Source organism: Paenibacillus sp. J5C2022, from assembly GCF_025567625.1.
Lineage (GTDB): Bacteria > Bacillota > Bacilli > Paenibacillales > Paenibacillaceae > Pristimantibacillus.
In genome coordinates this window covers 139,982-157,171 of the sequence record NZ_JAOQJC010000005.1, presented here as the reverse complement: position 1 = coordinate 157,171, position 17,190 = coordinate 139,982, and the positions used below count along the sequence as shown (strand labels likewise).

At 53.1% G+C, this 17,190-nt stretch carries 11 protein-coding genes and 1 riboswitch; of the genes, 6 read left to right on the top strand and 5 right to left on the bottom strand.

Going from position 1 to position 17,190, the window contains the following annotated elements; all coding sequences use genetic code 11:
• Positions 1 to 33: 33 nt before the first annotated feature.
• On the bottom strand, positions 34 to 1,017 hold the full coding sequence (locus M6D81_RS05950) for a GNAT family N-acetyltransferase (protein ID WP_262675908.1): 984 nt from the start codon (positions 1,015 to 1,017) through the stop codon (positions 34 to 36).
• Positions 1,018 to 1,518: 501 nt separating this feature from the next.
• Between M6D81_RS05950 and M6D81_RS05945 the strand changes: the two genes are divergently transcribed.
• Positions 1,519 to 2,106 (top strand): TetR/AcrR family transcriptional regulator, encoded by a 588-nt coding sequence (locus M6D81_RS05945; protein ID WP_262675907.1) that lies wholly within the window; start codon positions 1,519 to 1,521, stop codon positions 2,104 to 2,106.
• 49 nt (positions 2,107 to 2,155) lie between these two features.
• Positions 2,156 to 3,532 (top strand): MATE family efflux transporter, encoded by a 1,377-nt coding sequence (locus M6D81_RS05940; protein WP_262675906.1) that lies wholly within the window; start codon positions 2,156 to 2,158, stop codon positions 3,530 to 3,532.
• 317 nt (positions 3,533 to 3,849) lie between these two features.
• Here M6D81_RS05940 and M6D81_RS05935 read toward each other — a convergent pair whose 3' ends face one another.
• Positions 3,850 to 5,025, bottom strand: a complete 1,176-nt coding sequence (locus M6D81_RS05935) for a hypothetical protein (RefSeq protein WP_262675905.1) — start codon at positions 5,023 to 5,025, stop codon at positions 3,850 to 3,852.
• Positions 5,022 to 5,546, bottom strand: a complete 525-nt coding sequence (locus tag M6D81_RS05930; RefSeq protein ID WP_262675904.1) for an RNA polymerase sigma factor — start codon at positions 5,544 to 5,546, stop codon at positions 5,022 to 5,024. Before M6D81_RS05930 ends, M6D81_RS05935 begins: the two co-directional genes overlap by 4 nt.
• Positions 5,547 to 5,803: 257 nt before the next feature.
• Between M6D81_RS05930 and M6D81_RS05925 the strand changes: the two genes are divergently transcribed.
• Complete coding sequence (locus M6D81_RS05925; protein WP_262675903.1) at positions 5,804 to 7,207, top strand: sulfatase family protein; 1,404 nt, start codon at positions 5,804 to 5,806, stop codon at positions 7,205 to 7,207.
• Positions 7,208 to 7,393: 186 nt separating this feature from the next.
• On the opposite strand, the gene M6D81_RS05920 is transcribed toward M6D81_RS05925, so the two are convergent.
• Both M6D81_RS05920 and M6D81_RS05915 read right to left on the bottom strand, forming a co-directional pair.
• Positions 7,394 to 7,903, bottom strand: a complete 510-nt coding sequence (locus tag M6D81_RS05920; RefSeq protein ID WP_262675902.1) for an SRPBCC domain-containing protein — start codon at positions 7,901 to 7,903, stop codon at positions 7,394 to 7,396.
• On the bottom strand, positions 7,903 to 8,241 hold the full coding sequence (locus tag M6D81_RS05915; RefSeq protein WP_262675901.1) for an ArsR/SmtB family transcription factor: 339 nt from the start codon (positions 8,239 to 8,241) through the stop codon (positions 7,903 to 7,905). Before M6D81_RS05915 ends, M6D81_RS05920 begins: the two co-directional genes overlap by 1 nt.
• Before the next feature lie 279 nt (positions 8,242 to 8,520).
• A riboswitch (cyclic di-GMP riboswitch) is annotated at positions 8,521 to 8,608 on the top strand.
• Between the two features lie 94 nt (positions 8,609 to 8,702).
• Here M6D81_RS05915 and M6D81_RS05910 point away from each other — a divergent pair.
• The 3 genes from M6D81_RS05910 (at position 8,703) to M6D81_RS05900 (ending at position 17,151) form a co-directional block, all read left to right on the top strand.
• Positions 8,703 to 15,521: a non-ribosomal peptide synthetase gene (locus M6D81_RS05910; protein WP_262675900.1), complete on the top strand. Its 6,819-nt coding sequence runs from the start codon at positions 8,703 to 8,705 to the stop codon at positions 15,519 to 15,521.
• Positions 15,522 to 15,628: 107 nt separating this feature from the next.
• A complete protein-coding gene (locus tag M6D81_RS05905) occupies positions 15,629 to 15,973 on the top strand; it encodes a hypothetical protein (RefSeq protein ID WP_262675899.1) in 345 nt (114 codons plus the stop codon).
• A gap of 65 nt (positions 15,974 to 16,038) precedes the next feature.
• Complete coding sequence (locus M6D81_RS05900) at positions 16,039 to 17,151, top strand: methyl-accepting chemotaxis protein (protein ID WP_262675898.1); 1,113 nt, start codon at positions 16,039 to 16,041, stop codon at positions 17,149 to 17,151.
• The last annotated feature ends 39 nt before the right edge of the window (positions 17,152 to 17,190 follow it).

The window sequence follows — 17,190 nt, the reverse complement described above, 5'->3', positions numbered from 1 at the left end:
CCGGAAGAGATGGTGCGTGCGGAAGGCCTCGTCTTATAACGTCCGCACCATCTTATATTGTCCGGGCTCCGCCCTGAACCCCATCAAGTCGCGGTTAATCCGCAGCATGGGAGCGTTCATGGAATCATTGTGCGTTCTCAGGTAAGGGGCGCCGGACGCAAGCGCCGTCTGCACACCGAGCATCTTCAAGGCGAGTGCGATCCGGCGTCCTCTGTACGCAGGCAGCACTCCTGTATATTCCTGATACAACGCTCCCGTCTGTTCGTTCAGCTGCAAGGTGACGACGCCGATATATTCCTCGCCATCCTTGGCGATATGCACCCATGCCGGCTTAACGGAGGCATGCCCGATGCTCCACTTGCGCCATTCCTCGAACCAGGGGAATTCGCCGGTATAACCGGGAATATGAAATGTCGTTGTCTTGTACAGCTCATACACCTTTCTCTCACTTGCTTCCCCGGGCTCATCCGCTAAAGTAGCAAATCGAATGCCTCCCACTTCCGCCTGGGAAATGGATTGCATCAACTCACCACCGTCATAACCGCCCAGCTCCAGCATGGATTCAAATACATGGCGCTCCTTCACATAGCCGCGGCGCACCGCGAAAGCGATCGATCCTTCATCGGCTTCGTTCAAGTAATCGATGAGCCTTGAAGCTTTTACTCCCACAGCCCATTCATAGATCGTATTGTACATCGCCTTGCCAACACCCCTTCCACGGCAATCCGGGCGTACGACGATCGTGTGCATCAATGAGCCCGGCTCAGTCCATGGGGAGCGCCAGACCAAGCCGTAAGCGAGGACATCCCCGCACTCGTCTTCCGCAACCCATCTGGGCCGATCCCATCCCATTAGCTCGCCCGCTTCGTTATAGTGCAGTTGCCCCGGAGGAATTTGATCCTCATCCGCTTTCAGCCTCTCTGGCGTTGTCGGCTCCGACCAGATCAGATTGACTAACGGTGCGACGTGGGCATAGTCCTCGGGTATGTTCATTTTTCGGATAGCATACGTCTTCATTTCCACATACCTCCACATCTTTCGTATACGATTGATTTCGCCTTCCTTCGGCATTTGCAAGGAGCCAGTACGGATCTCTCACAATCTCTCACAATTACACTTTCATTATGTCTTCCTGCAGAGCAAGAATCACGAGAAAAAATATGTATAAGCAAATATTCTGCCAATCATCTAGGGCGTGTCTGAGAACTCTGAGGACAGCAAATTTTGCCGAATTTTCGTTCCATGCAAGGCGCGTTTGTGAAGGCGTACCCGGGGGTACGTCAAGCAAACGGAACGAAGCAGGGGGCGGAAAGGCGGTGAAAGGTGCTACTGAGCGGGTTTTCAGACACGCCCTAGTCCAGCATCTTGAAATCTCCCTGGATCGTAAGTAATATTCCGTTTTGCGGTAGCCGCCAAAGCTAGTGTAGATATCCTGGCACGGGGGCTTGCCAAAGCCTCCTTTTTTTGATAGCTTAATTAACGAACGTTCGTTAATCGGCAATCGAGGTGAAGAGAAGCATGAGTCAAGCGCTGAAAGAAGCGGCGTTGAGAATATTTTCGGACTACGGTTACGAAGGTGCGTCATTGGCAGGCATTGCGGATGAAGTGGGCCTCAAAAAGCAGTCGATCTATGCCCATTTCAAGGGCAAGGACGATCTGTTCCTGCAAGTATTCAGACACTCCTTCACGGACGAGTTGGACCGACTGAGGCGGGAACTGCAGCATAGCGGCTGCCTGTCGCTTCATGATTGCTTATACGGAATATTGCAAAGCTATATCGTTACTTATCAGTCCGAGAGAAGATTGAAATTTTGCTTGAGAGTATCCTTTTATCCTCCCCCTCATCTCTATGAAGAAATTGACCGCTATACGGGGGAACACCTTCAACAGATCCATGAGTTGTTCCTGGAACGATTCCGCGAGGCGGCACGTGCCGGCGATATCGGTCAGCGGGACCCCGAGACGGCCAATCTGGCCTTCATGGCTCTGGTCGATGCGATCTGTATCGAGCTTGTCTATAGCGATAAGGAGAAAGCGGAGAGGAGAATGGAAGCGGCATGGAGCATTTTCTGGGACGGGCTCAGGGCAATCCCGACGACAGAGTAGATTCGATACGGTTACCGGCAATTCAGTCACAATTGGAGGAAGCAATACTATGTATCACGCTGAAACATGGAAGGGAAAAATAAAGCTTTTTTCACGAATCTTATGGCCGATCATGATTACGCAGATCAGTCTGTATGCCATGAACCTGGTCGATACGATGATGTCCAGCCAGGTTAGCACGGCCGATCTGGCGGGAGTCGCAATGGGATCAAGTCTGTGGATGCCGATAATGACAGGCATTAACGGTATATTAATGGCAGTATCTCCTATCGTGGCCCAACTGGTCGGAAGCGGAAGAAGGGAAGAGATTGGACGCACCGTCACACAAGCGCTGTACGTATCTGTAGTGATCGCTCTCGCAGTAGTCGCTGGAGGAGGTGCGGTCATCGATCCGCTGTTGGGCAGAATGGGGCTTGAGCCGGATGTAGAGCATATTGCGCTGCACTATCTTATCGGTCTATCGCTTGGCATTATTCCGCTATTTGCCTCCAATGTGCTTCGATTCTTTTTCGATGCGCAAGGCTTCACTCGGATTTCGATGATCATCATATTGCTGGCAGTGCCGTTCAACATGCTGCTCAATTACGGGTTCATATTCGGCAACTTCGGCTTGCCCGCTCTTGGCGGAATAGGCGCAGCTTATGCAACGGCCATTACTTACTGGATCGTGTTCACGATCAGCATGTGGATGACGTTCAAAGTAAAGGCGCTGCAAGGCTTCAGGCTGTTCCTGGATTGGGCCAAGCCCTCCTGGAAAGTGTGGAAGGAGCTGCTCGGAGTGGGCATTCCGATAGGCTTGTCCATCTTCTTCGAGACAAGCATCTTCGCTGTCGTCACGCTCATGATGGGCATTATGTTCGATACGAATACGATCGCCGCCCACCAGATTGCCTTCAGCGTCACATCGCTTATCTTCATGATTCCGCTCAGCATCGGCATGGCGCTGACTATCGTCGTAGGTTATTCCGTCGGCGGAGGAAAGCTGAAAGCCGCGAGACGATACTCGTTGCTAGGTGTGGCGGGAGGCGTTGCCATTATCGCGATATGCTCCGTGATTCTGTTCTTTACACGAATGCCTGTCGCGCAATTGTACGATCCAGAGCCGGATGTGGCCGCCATGGCCGTCGTCTTCCTGATCATCGCCATCTTCTATCAGCTGTCGGATACGCTCCAGATCACATTGCAGAGTGTGCTGAGGGGTTATAAGGATGTTCAGAAGCCGTTCCTGATCGCGTTCGTGTCCTACTGGATCGTAGGCATTCCGGCCGGCTATGCTCTCTCGTCATATACAGAGCTTGGTCCATACGGATTCTGGGCAGGCATCATCATTGGACTTACCTGTGCCGCAGCGGGCTTCGCGGTCAGGCTGTTCAAGGTGCAGAAGCGGCATAACGGTGAAGATACTTTGGCATTGAAGGAAGCTTAATAAGGAAGTAATGAGTCGGTCGCTCGCTACTTGATAACAGGACAACCTGGCGTTGGCGATGCCAGAGCTATCCGGCATCGCCTTTGCCGTTATGGTCGTCTGATCAGTCGGTAAACGTATCTGAACAGCTGCCAAGTGGCGCCGTAACGAATCGTTATTGTGTCGGTACGTCCGCTGGATTGTCCATCCATGCTCATATGCCATTCACCTCCGAATCCGTATTTCGCATGTTCGGTTATGCTGGAATTAGAATATTCAGCTCTAGTATGACCATATTACCAGCAACTATTTCATGGAAAATGAAGACCGGTATAGGTTTATTCCGGGATAAGGGCATTATCCAGAATGATGATTCTGCCGGTAATGACTCCGTCATCGTCTTTGTCGAATAGCAGTACCAGATAACGATCGCCATCTCCGCTTATGCTGAATTGATGCGAGTAACCGCTTTGTCCTTCCCGGAACCATTCTCCCACCGATGTCGTAATTGTCCAATCATCATGCGTGTAAGTGAAATTTCCAGAGCTGTCGTAAGTGACCTCTTTTACTGAATCAGGAATCGTTTCACCGATTGTCTCTCCGTTCAGCAATTTGGCTCTTACCCGATGCATCATCGCTATTGCCTTCTGATGCTCCGTTAACGCTGGATTTGTCTGTGAATCTTGCTGCTTCTGAGAGACAGGATTCAGCAGTGATTCCAAATAGGCTTCGGCCTTGTTATGATCCGTTTTAGAGGGATCGAGAGGGAGATCGAACAGCACTGCCGCTCCGGGATAATCATCTCTGGCCCGGATTTCCCCCGTTACTTCGTCGTAATGGAACGCCTCATTGCTATAAAACACCTTGCCGCTGCTGATCGCCAAATACACGCCTCTGTCGGCGAAAATGTCCACATAATCCAGTTCGATCATTCGATACATGACGCCGTCTATGACGGTCTCGCTGTATCCGCCGTTCATGGAAGCGATATTAACGGTCCATGGCTTCACTCCTTTGATCAACGGCGATATGAAAAACGGATCTTGGCCATACCGGGGATCAGCGGTATCCGGCATCGGCTGTCCGTCCTCTCTGGCGATGGATACAACCGCATAGGTTCGGTCAGGATAGATGTCCACTGAAGCATCCTTGAATGTGCTCAACCCTGCTCCCGACACGAGGCCATGCAGCGTGAACCGATAGTCGCCGGAAGAGGCGGATTGGTCGATAGACACGGCGTCTTCGCTTTCGAAGGCGTCCGCGAGCAGTTGATAGCCCAACTGTTCGACGACCTCCCTGGCGCTGAATAACTGTGTTGCTGCATATACCGAAACGGAAAGAGCGAGTAAAAGAACAGCTGCCAATAGTCCTGCGGAAAACATTTTTCTTTTCGTATTTTTCATATTTCTACGCTCCATAAGTTGATTAATGATGCTTTGATTTAATTTCTCTTCCGGCTCTGCTTCTGAAGCCAAAGCATGTCCGAGCCATTTCTCCCAATCTGCTTCTTTCATGGCGAATCAACCTCCAATGCTTCTCTCATCGTCTTGCGAGCCTTATGCAGTCTGCTCTTCACCGTTCCAGGCGGAATGCGCAGCGCCACAGCAATTTCCTCAACCGTCATATCCGCCGTGTAATACATATACAAGGGGAGCTTCAGCTTGTCGTTCAGCCGGTGAGCGGCGTCTTGGATCATGGTGCGCAGCTCAAGCGACAGTACGACGTCTTCCGGCGATGCTTCGCCTGTCAGTAAAATGAACTGACTATTTGCCGCTTCAAGATTGGCAGCGGGAGCGATTCGTTGTCTCCAGGCCAGCTTGCGTCGTTGATTCCTGTGCAGCCGTACGGCAATCGATATGAGGAAGGCTTTGGGATTTCGGGTGGCGTCCATTTTATGTCGAAGCTCCATTGCCTTCAGGAAAGTATCCTGGTACAAATCGTCGGTATCCACTTTGGTCCCCGTCAGCTTGTAGCAAAAGCCGTAAATCGATTTGCCATGCAGCTTCACGAGCTCGATTAAATCTTCAATGTTCAATTAACTGCTCCTTCCTGAATGGCCATTCACCTATATATTGTCATACCCCGGTAGTTGGTTCATTTTCCAGGCACAATTGCTGCAAGATGATGCTGCCTGCAAGATGCCGACATCTGATTTGACTATACCATGTATCCGTTTTCTTGTATGATGGACGTTAGAGGTGATTGTCAGCATGCACGGCCGCAAGGTGGCGCATGCCCGCATACCCATTTGCGAGGCAACGCTATCTCGGTAAGAATTGGAGGAAGAATGTCATGGAAAGAACGATGAGGAGCACAAGCGAATTTCCTAATATTCTGTTTATTTTATCCGATGATCAAGGGCCGTGGGCAATGGGCTGTGCGGGGAATGACGAGATTATAACGCCCCACTTGGACCGACTTGCGAAGGAAGGCATGCGATTCGAAAATTTCTTCTGCACATCGCCGGTATGCTCTCCCGCGCGCGCCTCGCTATTAACAGGGCGCATTCCTTCCCAGCACGGCGTACATGACTGGATTGCGGAAGGCAATGGAGGCGAGCGTCCGACGGAGTATTTGCAGGGAATGACCGGTTATACGGAGCTGCTCGCGGAAGCGGGCTATGAATGTGCGCTCAGCGGGAAGTGGCACCTTGGAGACAGCATGACGCCGCAGAAGGGGTTCGACCATTGGTATGTACATCAGACTGGCGGCGGCCCGTATTACGGAGCGCCTATGATCAGGGACGGCAAGCTGGAGACGGAAGAACGATACGTGACGGATGTCATTACAGATGAAGCGATTGCATTCCTGAAGAAGCGCGATCGAAGGAAGCCCTTCTATCTAGGGGTGCATTATACGGCGCCGCATCACCCATGGATCGGCTGTCATCCGGAGGAGTATATGAAGCTGTACGATGATTGCGAGTTCCTGTCTTGTCCACAGGGGGAGCCGCATCCTGACATTATCAAGTATAAAGTGGATTCCGGCAATCCGCGGGCAAGCCTTCAGGGCTACTTTGCCGCCGTGACCGCTATGGACGCAGCGATTGGCCGCATACTGGAGCAGTTGGATGCCACGGGGGACCGCGGCAATACGCTAATATGCTTCCTGAGCGATAACGGCTTCAACTGCGGGCATCATGGCATATGGGGGAAAGGGAACGGCACCTTCCCGCTGAATATGTACGATACTTCCGTGAAGGTGCCGGCCATCTTCAGCCATCCACGAGCCATTCCCGGAAGCAAGGTATGCGACGAGCTCGTCAGCGGCTACGACTTTATGCCGACGCTGCTGGATTACCTTGGCTTGCGTAATCCGGAAGAGGATGAATTGCCGGGCAGAAGCTTCGCCCGACTGTTGCGAGGCGAGGAGAGCGATGGAGACGGGCATGTCGTCATATTCGACGAATATGGTCCGGTCCGAATGATTCGCGAGAAGGAATGGAAGTACGTACATCGTTACCCGTACGGTCCCCACGAGCTGTATGATATGGTGAAGGACCCCGGAGAACGGTGCAACCTGATCCATGAGCAAGCTTACCGGCACGAAGCCCAGAGACTTAGAGGGAAGCTGGATGCATGGTTCCACCAATATGTCGAGCCTGGCATCGATGGAGCCCGCGAGCCGGTGACCGGCAACGGCCAGATCGGACTGGCAGGCATTCGGAATGAAGGGCGCAGAAGCTATCACGATTAAGGGAGTGGATGAGGTCGGCCTGCATTTCTTGGTGCGACAGTATAGAATAACACGATGAAACCGTTACTTGGCGAATGGAGGTCATACGACCATTTCGCCAAGTAACGGTTTTTGTTGTTTATTTTTCCACAGACCTGCCAATTCTACCTGTAGGTTTCACTGCTTGTTGAGGCTGAAGGAATGGAGTTATTTGACGGATACCAAGTATTCCGACAAGCGGTCCCAAGTTTGTGTGAAGCCTTCCTTCATGCCCATCTCCATTAACGTTTTAATTTGTTCAGCGGAATCATAGCGGGTTTTGCTAACGACTCTTGTTTTTCCTTCTTCTTCAAGGAATTGAACCGTAATGAGCGCTGCCGGCATTTCGGCATTTTCATTGCCTTCCGCATCGGAGAAGTAATCGTTATAGACGAAGCTGTTCCCGTGATCGATTTCACGGTATATGCCTTTGCCCCACGATTCCATCCCGAAGAAATCGCCCTGATTTTTGTCCTCGCACTTCATGCAATAGTGCCATACACCGCCTACCCGGAAGTCGACATGGCATACCGGAACGGTCCAACCTTGCGGTCCCCACCAATTTTTGAGGTGCTCGGCTTCCGTATACACTTGGAATACGAGCTCGCGTGGCGCATTGAATACGCGCTCCGCTACGATTTCATTACCTTCTGCTTTGAACGTCATTTCATTGGACATTATAATTCCTCCCCGGATTGTTTTTGCTGCGATTGCAGCTGTTGCAAGTACCGATCCAACTTGTCATACCGTTGTTCCCACATGTTGCGGTAGGCGCTTAGCCAGTTGTCCATGTCTTGAAGAGGAGCCGTGCGAAGCCTGTAATTGCGGCGATTGGCTTCAGCTTGCACTTCAACCAGACCGGATTCCAGAAGCACCTTCAGATGCTTAGAGGCTTGCGGCTGCCTGATTCCGAGCTGAGCGGCGACTTCACCTACATTCATGGGGCCGTTGCGAAGCAGCTCCACAATTCTGAGCCGGCTAGGTTCCGCAAGCGCGCTGAATATGACGGTATCCATAGCCTCCTCACCTCGCTTCAAGTGATGCTGTTGATCTTGTTGTTAACTGAATATTACTACATAGGAATATTCCCGTCAAGGAATATTATAAAAAAACGTGAATTTTATTCTGGTGCTTGACGAAATAAAGGATAGGGGGTACCAAAAAGCCAAAATCATGAAGAAATTATGAATGTTGAAAGGGATGCTATACTTTAAGGCTGCATTTGGTATATATTATAAGGTAGATAGGACATATGTACTATTCATACTGCGGCCATGGTTATATGTTCTATGCTAACTGAATACGGGTAAACCTGTCGAAAGACATGGGACACAAAGCTATAGGGGCTACAGCGGTTAACCGCCATGCCAGCCAGTTGCCGATTGCGATAATGATCGCTTCTTAAACTCGGCTTGCGGATAGCCGGGTTTTTTGTTTCGAATGTAAGCAAGAAGATTGAAGAAAAGGAACGATGAAAATGCCTGAGTTGAAATTGAAAGAGTCAGTATTGACCGAATGGAAGACGTATATGAGTCAGATGGAAGAACGCACCATGCTGCGAGTTCCTTCCACGAATCCTTCAAGTCGACTGGAGAAGTACAGCTATTCATGGCCTGAGATGTCGGGACGTGATATTCAACTGGCATGTTCATTGGCGCAGATTGCCCCGCAATCTTTAATCGCTGCCGCGTGGGGAATGCTCCTTATGAAGTATTTGCGAACGGAGGAAGCGGCCTTTGTCGTTGTGCATTCCGCGGAACACACCTATCCGCTGAAACTGTCGGCAGATGGCGCGACGGCGCTGGAAACCGTCGTGCAGCAGGCCGATGCCGTCATGGCCGACAATCGCCGGCGGGCGATCAGCATGCAAGACGTATCGGACTTATGCGGTCTGGGGGGAGAGATGCCGCTATGCAATACGGCTGTAGTGACAGGCGGCATCGAAGTTGCGGACCAGCTTCAAGGCCGCTTCGACTATGTATTGTCCTATAGCGAGGAAGACGGCGGTTCGCTGACGGTCATGTGGGACGGAAGCAAGTCCGGCATCTTCGCCAGAAGAATGGTTCACCATATGCGGAGATTCGTGGAGGGCTGGCTGCAGAAGCCGAAGCACTCCTTCGGCCATATTCAACTGCTGACGGACGAAGAGGAGCGGCTGCTTGCCGAATGGAATGATTCCCCGCAGCTATCCATGACAGACGACACTGTACATGGCCTGATCGAGAGGCAGGCGAACAAGACGCCGCAGCATCCCGCCATTATACATAATGATCAATCGATAACTTACGAACAATTAAATGCTAGAGCGAACGCTCTTGCGGGGACGCTTGCCGCTCGTGGGGCCAGACGCGGGGAAGTGGTCGGCATCGTCGCAACTCCGTCGCTTGAGATGGCGATCGGCGTGCTTGCGATTCTAAAGACTGGCGCGGCATATATGCCGATCGATCCTGCTTACCCGGCGGATCGCATCCAATACATGTTGGAGGACAGCGGAGCCGGTCTGCTGGTGACTGAACCCAATGTCAAGCTTGACGAGGGCATAGCATTCAGCGGAGAGATTCTCTGTGCCGCCGAGGCGAGCAGGGAGGAGTGGCATATAGCCGATTGGAGGCAAGACGACGACTTCTCGGCGCGGGCCGAGGATTTGGCGTACATGATTTATACATCCGGCTCTACAGGCCGCCCGAAAGGCGTAATGATCGAGCATCGTTCGCTGATCAACCTTTGTAACTGGCATGTGGCTGCTTTCGGAGTAACCGAACGTGACCGGGCAACCAAGTATGCGGGCTTCGGATTCGACGCATCCGTATGGGAAGTGTTCCCTTACTTATTGTCGGGAGCGTCGCTGTATATGATTCCCGACGATATCCGGCTTGACGCTTCGAAGCTTCACGCCTTCTTCGTGGAGCACGAAATATCGATCAGCTTCCTGCCGACCCAATTCTGCGAACAGTTCATGACGAGGGAGATGCCGTCGCTCCGCATATTGCTTACTGGCGGAGATAAGCTGAAGTCATTCCATAAGCAGGGCTACAAGCTGTACAATTGCTACGGCCCGACCGAGAACACGGTCGTCACAACGGCGCATGAAGTGACTGAGCTGAACGAGAATATACCGATCGGCAAGCCGATAACGGGCTCGCAAGTCCATATTCTGGACCGGTACGGCTATTCTCAGCCGATCGGCATCCCGGGCGAGCTGTGCGTGACCGGCTGCGGTCTGGCACGCGGATACCGGAATCAGCCGGAGCTTACCGCAGAGAAGTTCGTGGACAGAAGCGTCGATGGCTTGGGCCTATTGTATCGGACAGGCGATTTGGCCAGATGGACGGAAGCGGGAGAGATCGAATTTCTGGGCAGAATCGACTATCAAGTGAAGATAAGAGGCTTCCGAATCGAGATCGGAGAGATCGAGCATACGTTGCTGCAGCATCCCGTGATCGAAGAGACGATCGTAGTAGACTTGGAGGATGCGTCCGGCTCGAAATATTTATGCGCTTATATCGTCGGCAAGCAAGACGTGGACTACCGGGACATGGCCCGACATCTGGGTGCCAGCTTGCCTGGCTATATGATACCGGCGCAGCTGGTACAGCTACCGGAGCTGCCGCTGACCGCCAACGGCAAGGTGGACAGGAGAGCGCTGCCTGCCCCTGAAGCGACGCAGGCTGCCAGCATCGTTCCCCCCGAAGGTAAGTGGGAGATAGCGATTGCCGAGCTGTGGCACGAAGTGCTTCAGCTAAGCCCGATTGGCGCATGCGATTCCTTCTTCCTGTCGGGTGGGGACTCCTTGAAGCTGGTTGCGCTTCAGACCAGGCTGGAGCGCCGATTCGAAGTGTCCGTCCCTATTGCGGAATTGTTCCAGCAAGATACGGTCCGCGGTCAAGCGGAGTGGCTTAAGGAAGCAGCGGGAGAACGATCGTTCGGCGAAGCGGGGGGGATTGGTGAGCGGAAGGCGGAAATCGTCATCGCACAAGCGGCAGAACGAAGCGCCTACCCGCTGTCATCCGCACAGAAACGTCTGTATTTCATCGAGCAGATGGAAGGAGTGGGAACGGCGTACAACGCTCCTTTCGTGTTCCGGATAGACGGGAAGATGGATGTGCATCGTCTGGAGGGAGCGCTCCGCAGCATGCTGGATCGGCACGCATCCTTGCGTACGACGTACCATGTGGACGGCGACACCATCGTACAACGGGTGCAGTCTCATGCTCCATTCCGGCTAAGCGAGGTGGAGACTGCACCGGGAAGATTGAACGAGGCGATACGCGCATTCGTTCAGCCGTTCGATCTGAGCCGGGCGCCTCTTATGCGCGCCGCGCTCGTGTCGGGCGACGGGCTGCCGGCGCTCGTCGTCGATTTCCATCATATCGCGGTCGACGGCGTATCCGCGAATGTATGGTTCCGCGAGCTGTCGCAAGCTTATCGCGGTGAAGAACTGCCGGAGCTCGCCGTCTCGTTCACAGACTTCGCTGTATGGGAGAGTGAACGCAGCCTTCCGGAAGAAGGAGCTGCATACTGGCAGAGGTCGCTGGCCGGCGAACTGCCGATTCTGCAGCTGCAGACCGACAAGGCAAGGCCGGATAAGCTGACTTATATTGGAGAGACCCTCTCCTGGCGACTGGATGAACGGCGGACTGGCGCATTGAAGTCATTCGCAGCGAAGACGGGAACAACGCCGTTCATGGTCTTGTTCGCCGGCTATAAGGCGCTGTTGGCACGCTACAGCAATCAGGAGGACATTGTGACGGGCGTTCCCGTTGCCGGCCGACTGCTGGAGGAACTGCAAGGCGTTGTGGGGATGTTCGTCAATACGCTGCCTGTCCGTGTCTTCCCAGAGAAGGGGAAGACGTTCTCCCAACTGCTTCAAGAAGTGAAGGCGATATTGCTGGGAGCCTTCCAGCATCAGGATTGCGAGCTGGAGGAGCTTGTCCGTTCCTTGAACATTCCGCGAGACACCAGCCGCAATCTGCTGTTCGATACGCTGTTCGTCATGCAGAATACCGGGAAGCTGGAGCTTCGGCTGGATGGGGCAAAGGTTGATCAACAGCCGTACTTCCATCCCGTGGCGAAGTATGACCTTATGGTCGACATTACGGAAGAGCGGACGGAGCTCCGCATCGACGTACAGTACAATACGGCATTGTTCGAGCAAGAGGCGATGAGCCGATTCGGCGAACGCTATATTCGTCTTCTGGTCGACGCGATTGGCCATCCTGACAGGAAGCTTGGCGAGCTCAGAATGCTGAGCGAGGAAGAGACGGATCAGGTAGTACGCGGACTGAACGATACGGTGTCAGCATATGCCGGCGGGATGACGATTCATGGCTTGTTCGAAGAGCAGGCATTGCGCACGCCGGATAAGCAGGCGCTAGTATTCGGGGAGCAGTCGATGACATACCGCGAGTTGAACGAGCGTGCGAACGCTCTGGCGCATACGCTGCGCAGGAAGGGCGTTCGGCGCGACGAGGTGGTCGGACTGATGGCGGAGCGGTCATTCGAGATGATCATCGGGCTTGTCGCTATTCTGAAGGCGGGCGGGGCTTATGTACCGATTGACCCGGAGTATCCGCAGGATCGTGTCCAATATATGCTGGCCAACAGCAACACGAGGCTTCTGCTGACGCAGCGCAAGATGATGGACGGGATTGCGTTCGAAGGAGAGGTGCTCTGTCTGGACGATGAGGGCGTCTATAACGCCGATATCTCCAATCCGCCGCATGTGAACGAACCGCAGGATCTGCTCTATGTCATCTACACGTCGGGCACGACCGGCAAGCCGAAGGGCGTCATGATCGAGCATCGCAATATTGTGAATTTGCTGCACGATCAGTATACCGCATCCAATGTAGACTATAGCGCCAACGTGCTTCAATTCACGACGATCAGCTTCGATGTCTGCTCGCAGGAGATATGGTCCACGCTGGCCGCGGGCGGCACGTTGCATCTCATTACAAGCGAGCTGCGGATGAATGTAGGCGAGCTGTTGGCTACGATCGGCCGTGACCATATCGAGACGTTGTTCATGCCGGTATCGTTCCTGAAGTTCATACTGAACGAGAAGGAGTATGCCGAATCGTTCCCATCGACTGTGAAGCATATCATCACTGCCGGGGAGCAGTTGATCGTGCCGGAGAAATTCCGTTCGTATCTGACCCGCCACGGCGTCCATCTGCACAATCATTACGGGCCTTCCGAGACGCATGTCGTGACGACGTACACGATCGATCCGCATGGGCATATACCGGAGCTGCCGCCGATCGGCAAGCCGATTGCCAATACGCAGATCTATATTGTCAACGAGGCGATGCAGCCGCAGCCGATAGGCGTTGCTGGCGAACTGTACATCTCGGGATATAACGTGGGCCGCGGCTACTACAATAACGAGGATATGACACGCGAGCGTTATGTGGCCAATCCGTTCAGGCCGGGCGAGCGGATGTACAAGACTGGCGATCTGGCGCGCTGGACGAAGGCGGGAACGATCGAATTTCTGGGAAGACTGGATCACCAGGTGAAAATACGCGGCTTCCGGATCGAGCTTGGCGAGGTGGAGAACATCCTCTTGAATCATTCCGCCGTAGCCGAGGCGATTGTCGTCGCCAGGGAGGACGGAAAGGGCGGACTTTATCTGTGCGCATACTTTACGGCATCGCGGGATATGACCGTAAGCGAGCTGAGGGAGCATCTGGGCCGCACATTGCCGGACTATATGATACCTTCTTACTTCATGCAGCTAATGGCGATGCCGCTAACGCCGAACGGCAAGATTGACCGCAAGGCGCTGCCGCAGCCTGAGGCGGGCCACGCCCGCAGCCGTGAGCTTGTCGCTCCGCGTACAGAGACGGAGCAGGCGGTATTGGAAGTGTGGCGGGAAGTGCTGCAGACGGATGCGATCGGCGTGCACGACAATTTCTTCGAGCTGGGCGGCCACTCCTTGAAGGCGACCGTCGTCGTAGCAAGGCTGCAGAAGAAATACGAGCTCGGCATGAATGACATCTTCGAGCATCAGAGTATAGCTAAGCTCGCAGCCAAGCTGAAGCCGAAGCAACATCATCTGCGCGAACGACTGAATGAGATCAAATCGGCTAATCTGGAGCTGGACCAAGTGGACACAACGGAACAAAGGGCGTCCTACATGGCCAGATTCAGCGAGTACAAGGATCTCGACATCGCGGTCACCAACAGTTACGAAGCCGTCCTGCTGACCGGCGCAACGGGCTATCTGGGCGCTCATATGCTCTACGAGATGATCATGGGCAAGGCTTGGCATGTGTATGCTGTCGTAAGGGGAGCGAACGACGAAGAAGCGAGAAAGCGGCTAATCGGCAAGTGCACCTATTACTTCGGCCCGGACTGGTATCCGAAGCACGAAGGGCGCATTCATGTGTACGCGGGGGATATTTCGAAGAAGGGATTCGGCTTGTCCGGCGACGTATATCGGCAGCTGGCGGACAAGATCGACGCCATCTTCCATGCGGCTGCGAACGTGAAGCATTACGGCGCATACGCCGAATTCTACGAGCAGAATGTGAAGGCGACGGAGCTGCTTCTGTCATTCGCCGAAGCGGGCAAGCGGAAGCACATGCACCATATGTCCACGCTCGGCGTTGCGACCGGCAGCGTGAGCGATATGCGGCATGTCTGCTTCAGTGAATACGAGCTGGATATCGGCCAGCAATTCGAGAACTACTATGCGAAGACGAAGTTCGAGGCGGAATGTCTTGTGGCAGAGGCTCGACGTCGGGGCATTCAGACCTGCATTTATCGGCTTGGCAACATCGTCTTTCATTCCGTAACAGGCCGCTTCCAGGAGAATATAGCGGACAACGCCTTCTATACGACGATGAAGTCGATGCTGGCGTTGGGCGTGGCACCAGGCACGCATACCGATGTGGATTTCTCCTATGTGGATGAGATGAGCAGAGCGATCGTGACGCTTGCCGATTGCGGCTCCCTGCGCAATGAAATCTATCATTTGGCCAATCCTCATGAGGTGAATATCGGGCATGTTGTGAAAAGTGGAGAATTGTCGGTTAATGTCGAAATAATTCCGTTTTCTTCCTTTGCAGACTACCTGTTCGAGCATTACGAGGATGAACAACTTGGCGAGTCGGTAGAAAATATTATGCTGCATTACGGTTGGATGGATGAGACGATATTGCAAACCTTTTTCCATATTTTTTCTGATAAGACGCTATATGTGCTGGAGAAGCTGGGGTTCCGCTGGTCGCCGCTTACGCAAGGGATGATCACGAGCATGTTCCATCACAGCAAGGAAAAAGGTTACATTTGATTCGTCATAATTCTACAATTTTCGCCAAATTCTTCTTTACAAAATGCTGATTATTGTATATTCTTTGACTGAATCAATTTATTACAAAAAGAGATGGGAGAATTTAAATGTATTCTATTAACTACGATGCAAGTAAAAACCGAGTCATTGTAAAAGTAACAGAAATCACTCAGGATAATGTAAAACAGTATTTTCAAGATTATATTAAAGTCTTGAATGACGTGAAGCCCGGCTTTACAGGCCTGACGGACCTGAGCGGCGGCAAGCTGTTCTCCATGGACGTGGCTGGAGAGCTTAGCCCGCTGGGTCAAATGTCGGTGGAAAAAGGCTTGACCAAATGGGCTTACTATACAGGCTCCGCCATCTCCAAAATGCAAATGAAGCGCATGTTCGGCGACGTTGTGGAATCTTTCGAAAAGCTGGAAGATGCGGAAGCTTTCCTGGACAGCTAAAATTGCATGAACCTGTACCCGGTGTTTGCGAACATCGGGTATATTTCCATCTTGAAAAGAGGTGCATGATGAAAGGGCTTATGGAAAAGCTGGTTAATCGTTCAAGCTCACAGACTTCTGAACAATTAATCGATATGGCTAATTACTTTCAAGGAGCGGCACAAGGAGAGAAGAGCTCTGAACAGCTGCCCGCTTATGACGATGAAGTGCTGTCGGCCATCTGTGAGAGCTTCCGTACGGTACTGGCTCGGAATGAGCGGCTAAAGGCTGAGAGAAGCACGCATATCGCCAAGCTGTCCGAGACGATCGGCACTGTGAAGTCGAACTCGGAGATGGGCTTCTACGTATCGGATATGATCAAGGAAGCTACGCTTGGTGTATCCCGCGATGCAGTGGAACAGACCGAGATGGTGCGGACGAGCTCCAGTACGGTGGCCGACATCGTCGAAGCGATACGATACATTGCCGGTAATGCAGATGAAGCGTCCATCGCAGCCAATGAGACCGCATTATCGACCGCGAACGGGCAAGAAGCGATCGTTGTAGCGATTGATCAGATCGGTACGGCGAATTCGACAGTCGGCCATCTGCTCGGCATCATGAAGAAGCTGGACGAGAGCTCCCAGAAGATCGGATCATTCACTACGATCATTACGGAGATTGCGGAGCAGACGCATCTGCTAGCGCTTAATGCCGCAATTGAAGCAGCGAGGTTCGGAGACGAGGGCAGAGGCTTCTCGGTCATCGCCAGCGAGGTGCGCAAGCTGGCGGAGCAATCGGCGCAATCGGCGAAGAAGGTGACGGCGGCTGTGGCGATGATCAGGGAAGAGACCGGCCAGGCGGTTACATCGACGGAGGAAGTGGTCGAGCAGGTCAATACCGGACTCGTCTCGCTGAGCGATGCAGGCAGTTCCTTCTCGCTCATCAAGCAATCCATCAGCGAAGTGGCGGGGCAGATTCAGGAGGTCTCGTCGGCGGTGGAGGAGATCGCAACCAGCACGGAGCAGTTGTTCGAGACGATGAAATCGACGGAGAAGATCGCTGCGAAGACTTCGGCGGAGATGAACAATGTGACGCAAGCGATCGAGGAGCACCATTCGCTTATGGAAGGCATCGCCCAGGCGACGGATTCGCTAAGCAGCTTGTCGCAGGCGCTGGCGGCCGAAGCGAAGCAATAAATGGCGGCAGCCCCCTTAGGGAGAGCGGGGGCTGCGAAG

Bases quoted from the DNA above. Each gene is read 5' to 3' on its own strand.
- M6D81_RS05910 (WP_262675900.1), top strand. From the start codon at position 8,703: ATGCCTGAGTTGAAATTGAAAGAGTCAGTATTGACCGAATGGAAGACG.
- M6D81_RS05905 (WP_262675899.1), top strand. From the start codon at position 15,629: ATGTATTCTATTAACTACGATGCAAGTAAAAACCGAGTCATTGTAAAA.
- M6D81_RS05920 (WP_262675902.1), bottom strand. From the start codon at position 7,903: ATGTCCAATGAAATGACGTTCAAAGCAGAAGGTAATGAAATCGTAGCG.
- M6D81_RS05945 (WP_262675907.1), top strand. From the start codon at position 1,519: ATGAGTCAAGCGCTGAAAGAAGCGGCGTTGAGAATATTTTCGGACTAC.
- M6D81_RS05940 (WP_262675906.1), top strand. From the start codon at position 2,156: ATGTATCACGCTGAAACATGGAAGGGAAAAATAAAGCTTTTTTCACGA.
- M6D81_RS05900 (WP_262675898.1), top strand. From the start codon at position 16,039: ATGATGAAAGGGCTTATGGAAAAGCTGGTTAATCGTTCAAGCTCACAG.
- M6D81_RS05925 (WP_262675903.1), top strand. From the start codon at position 5,804: ATGGAAAGAACGATGAGGAGCACAAGCGAATTTCCTAATATTCTGTTT.
- M6D81_RS05915 (WP_262675901.1), bottom strand. From the start codon at position 8,241: ATGGATACCGTCATATTCAGCGCGCTTGCGGAACCTAGCCGGCTCAGA.
- M6D81_RS05935 (WP_262675905.1), bottom strand. From the start codon at position 5,025: ATGAAAGAAGCAGATTGGGAGAAATGGCTCGGACATGCTTTGGCTTCA.
- M6D81_RS05950 (WP_262675908.1), bottom strand. From the start codon at position 1,017: ATGAAGACGTATGCTATCCGAAAAATGAACATACCCGAGGACTATGCC.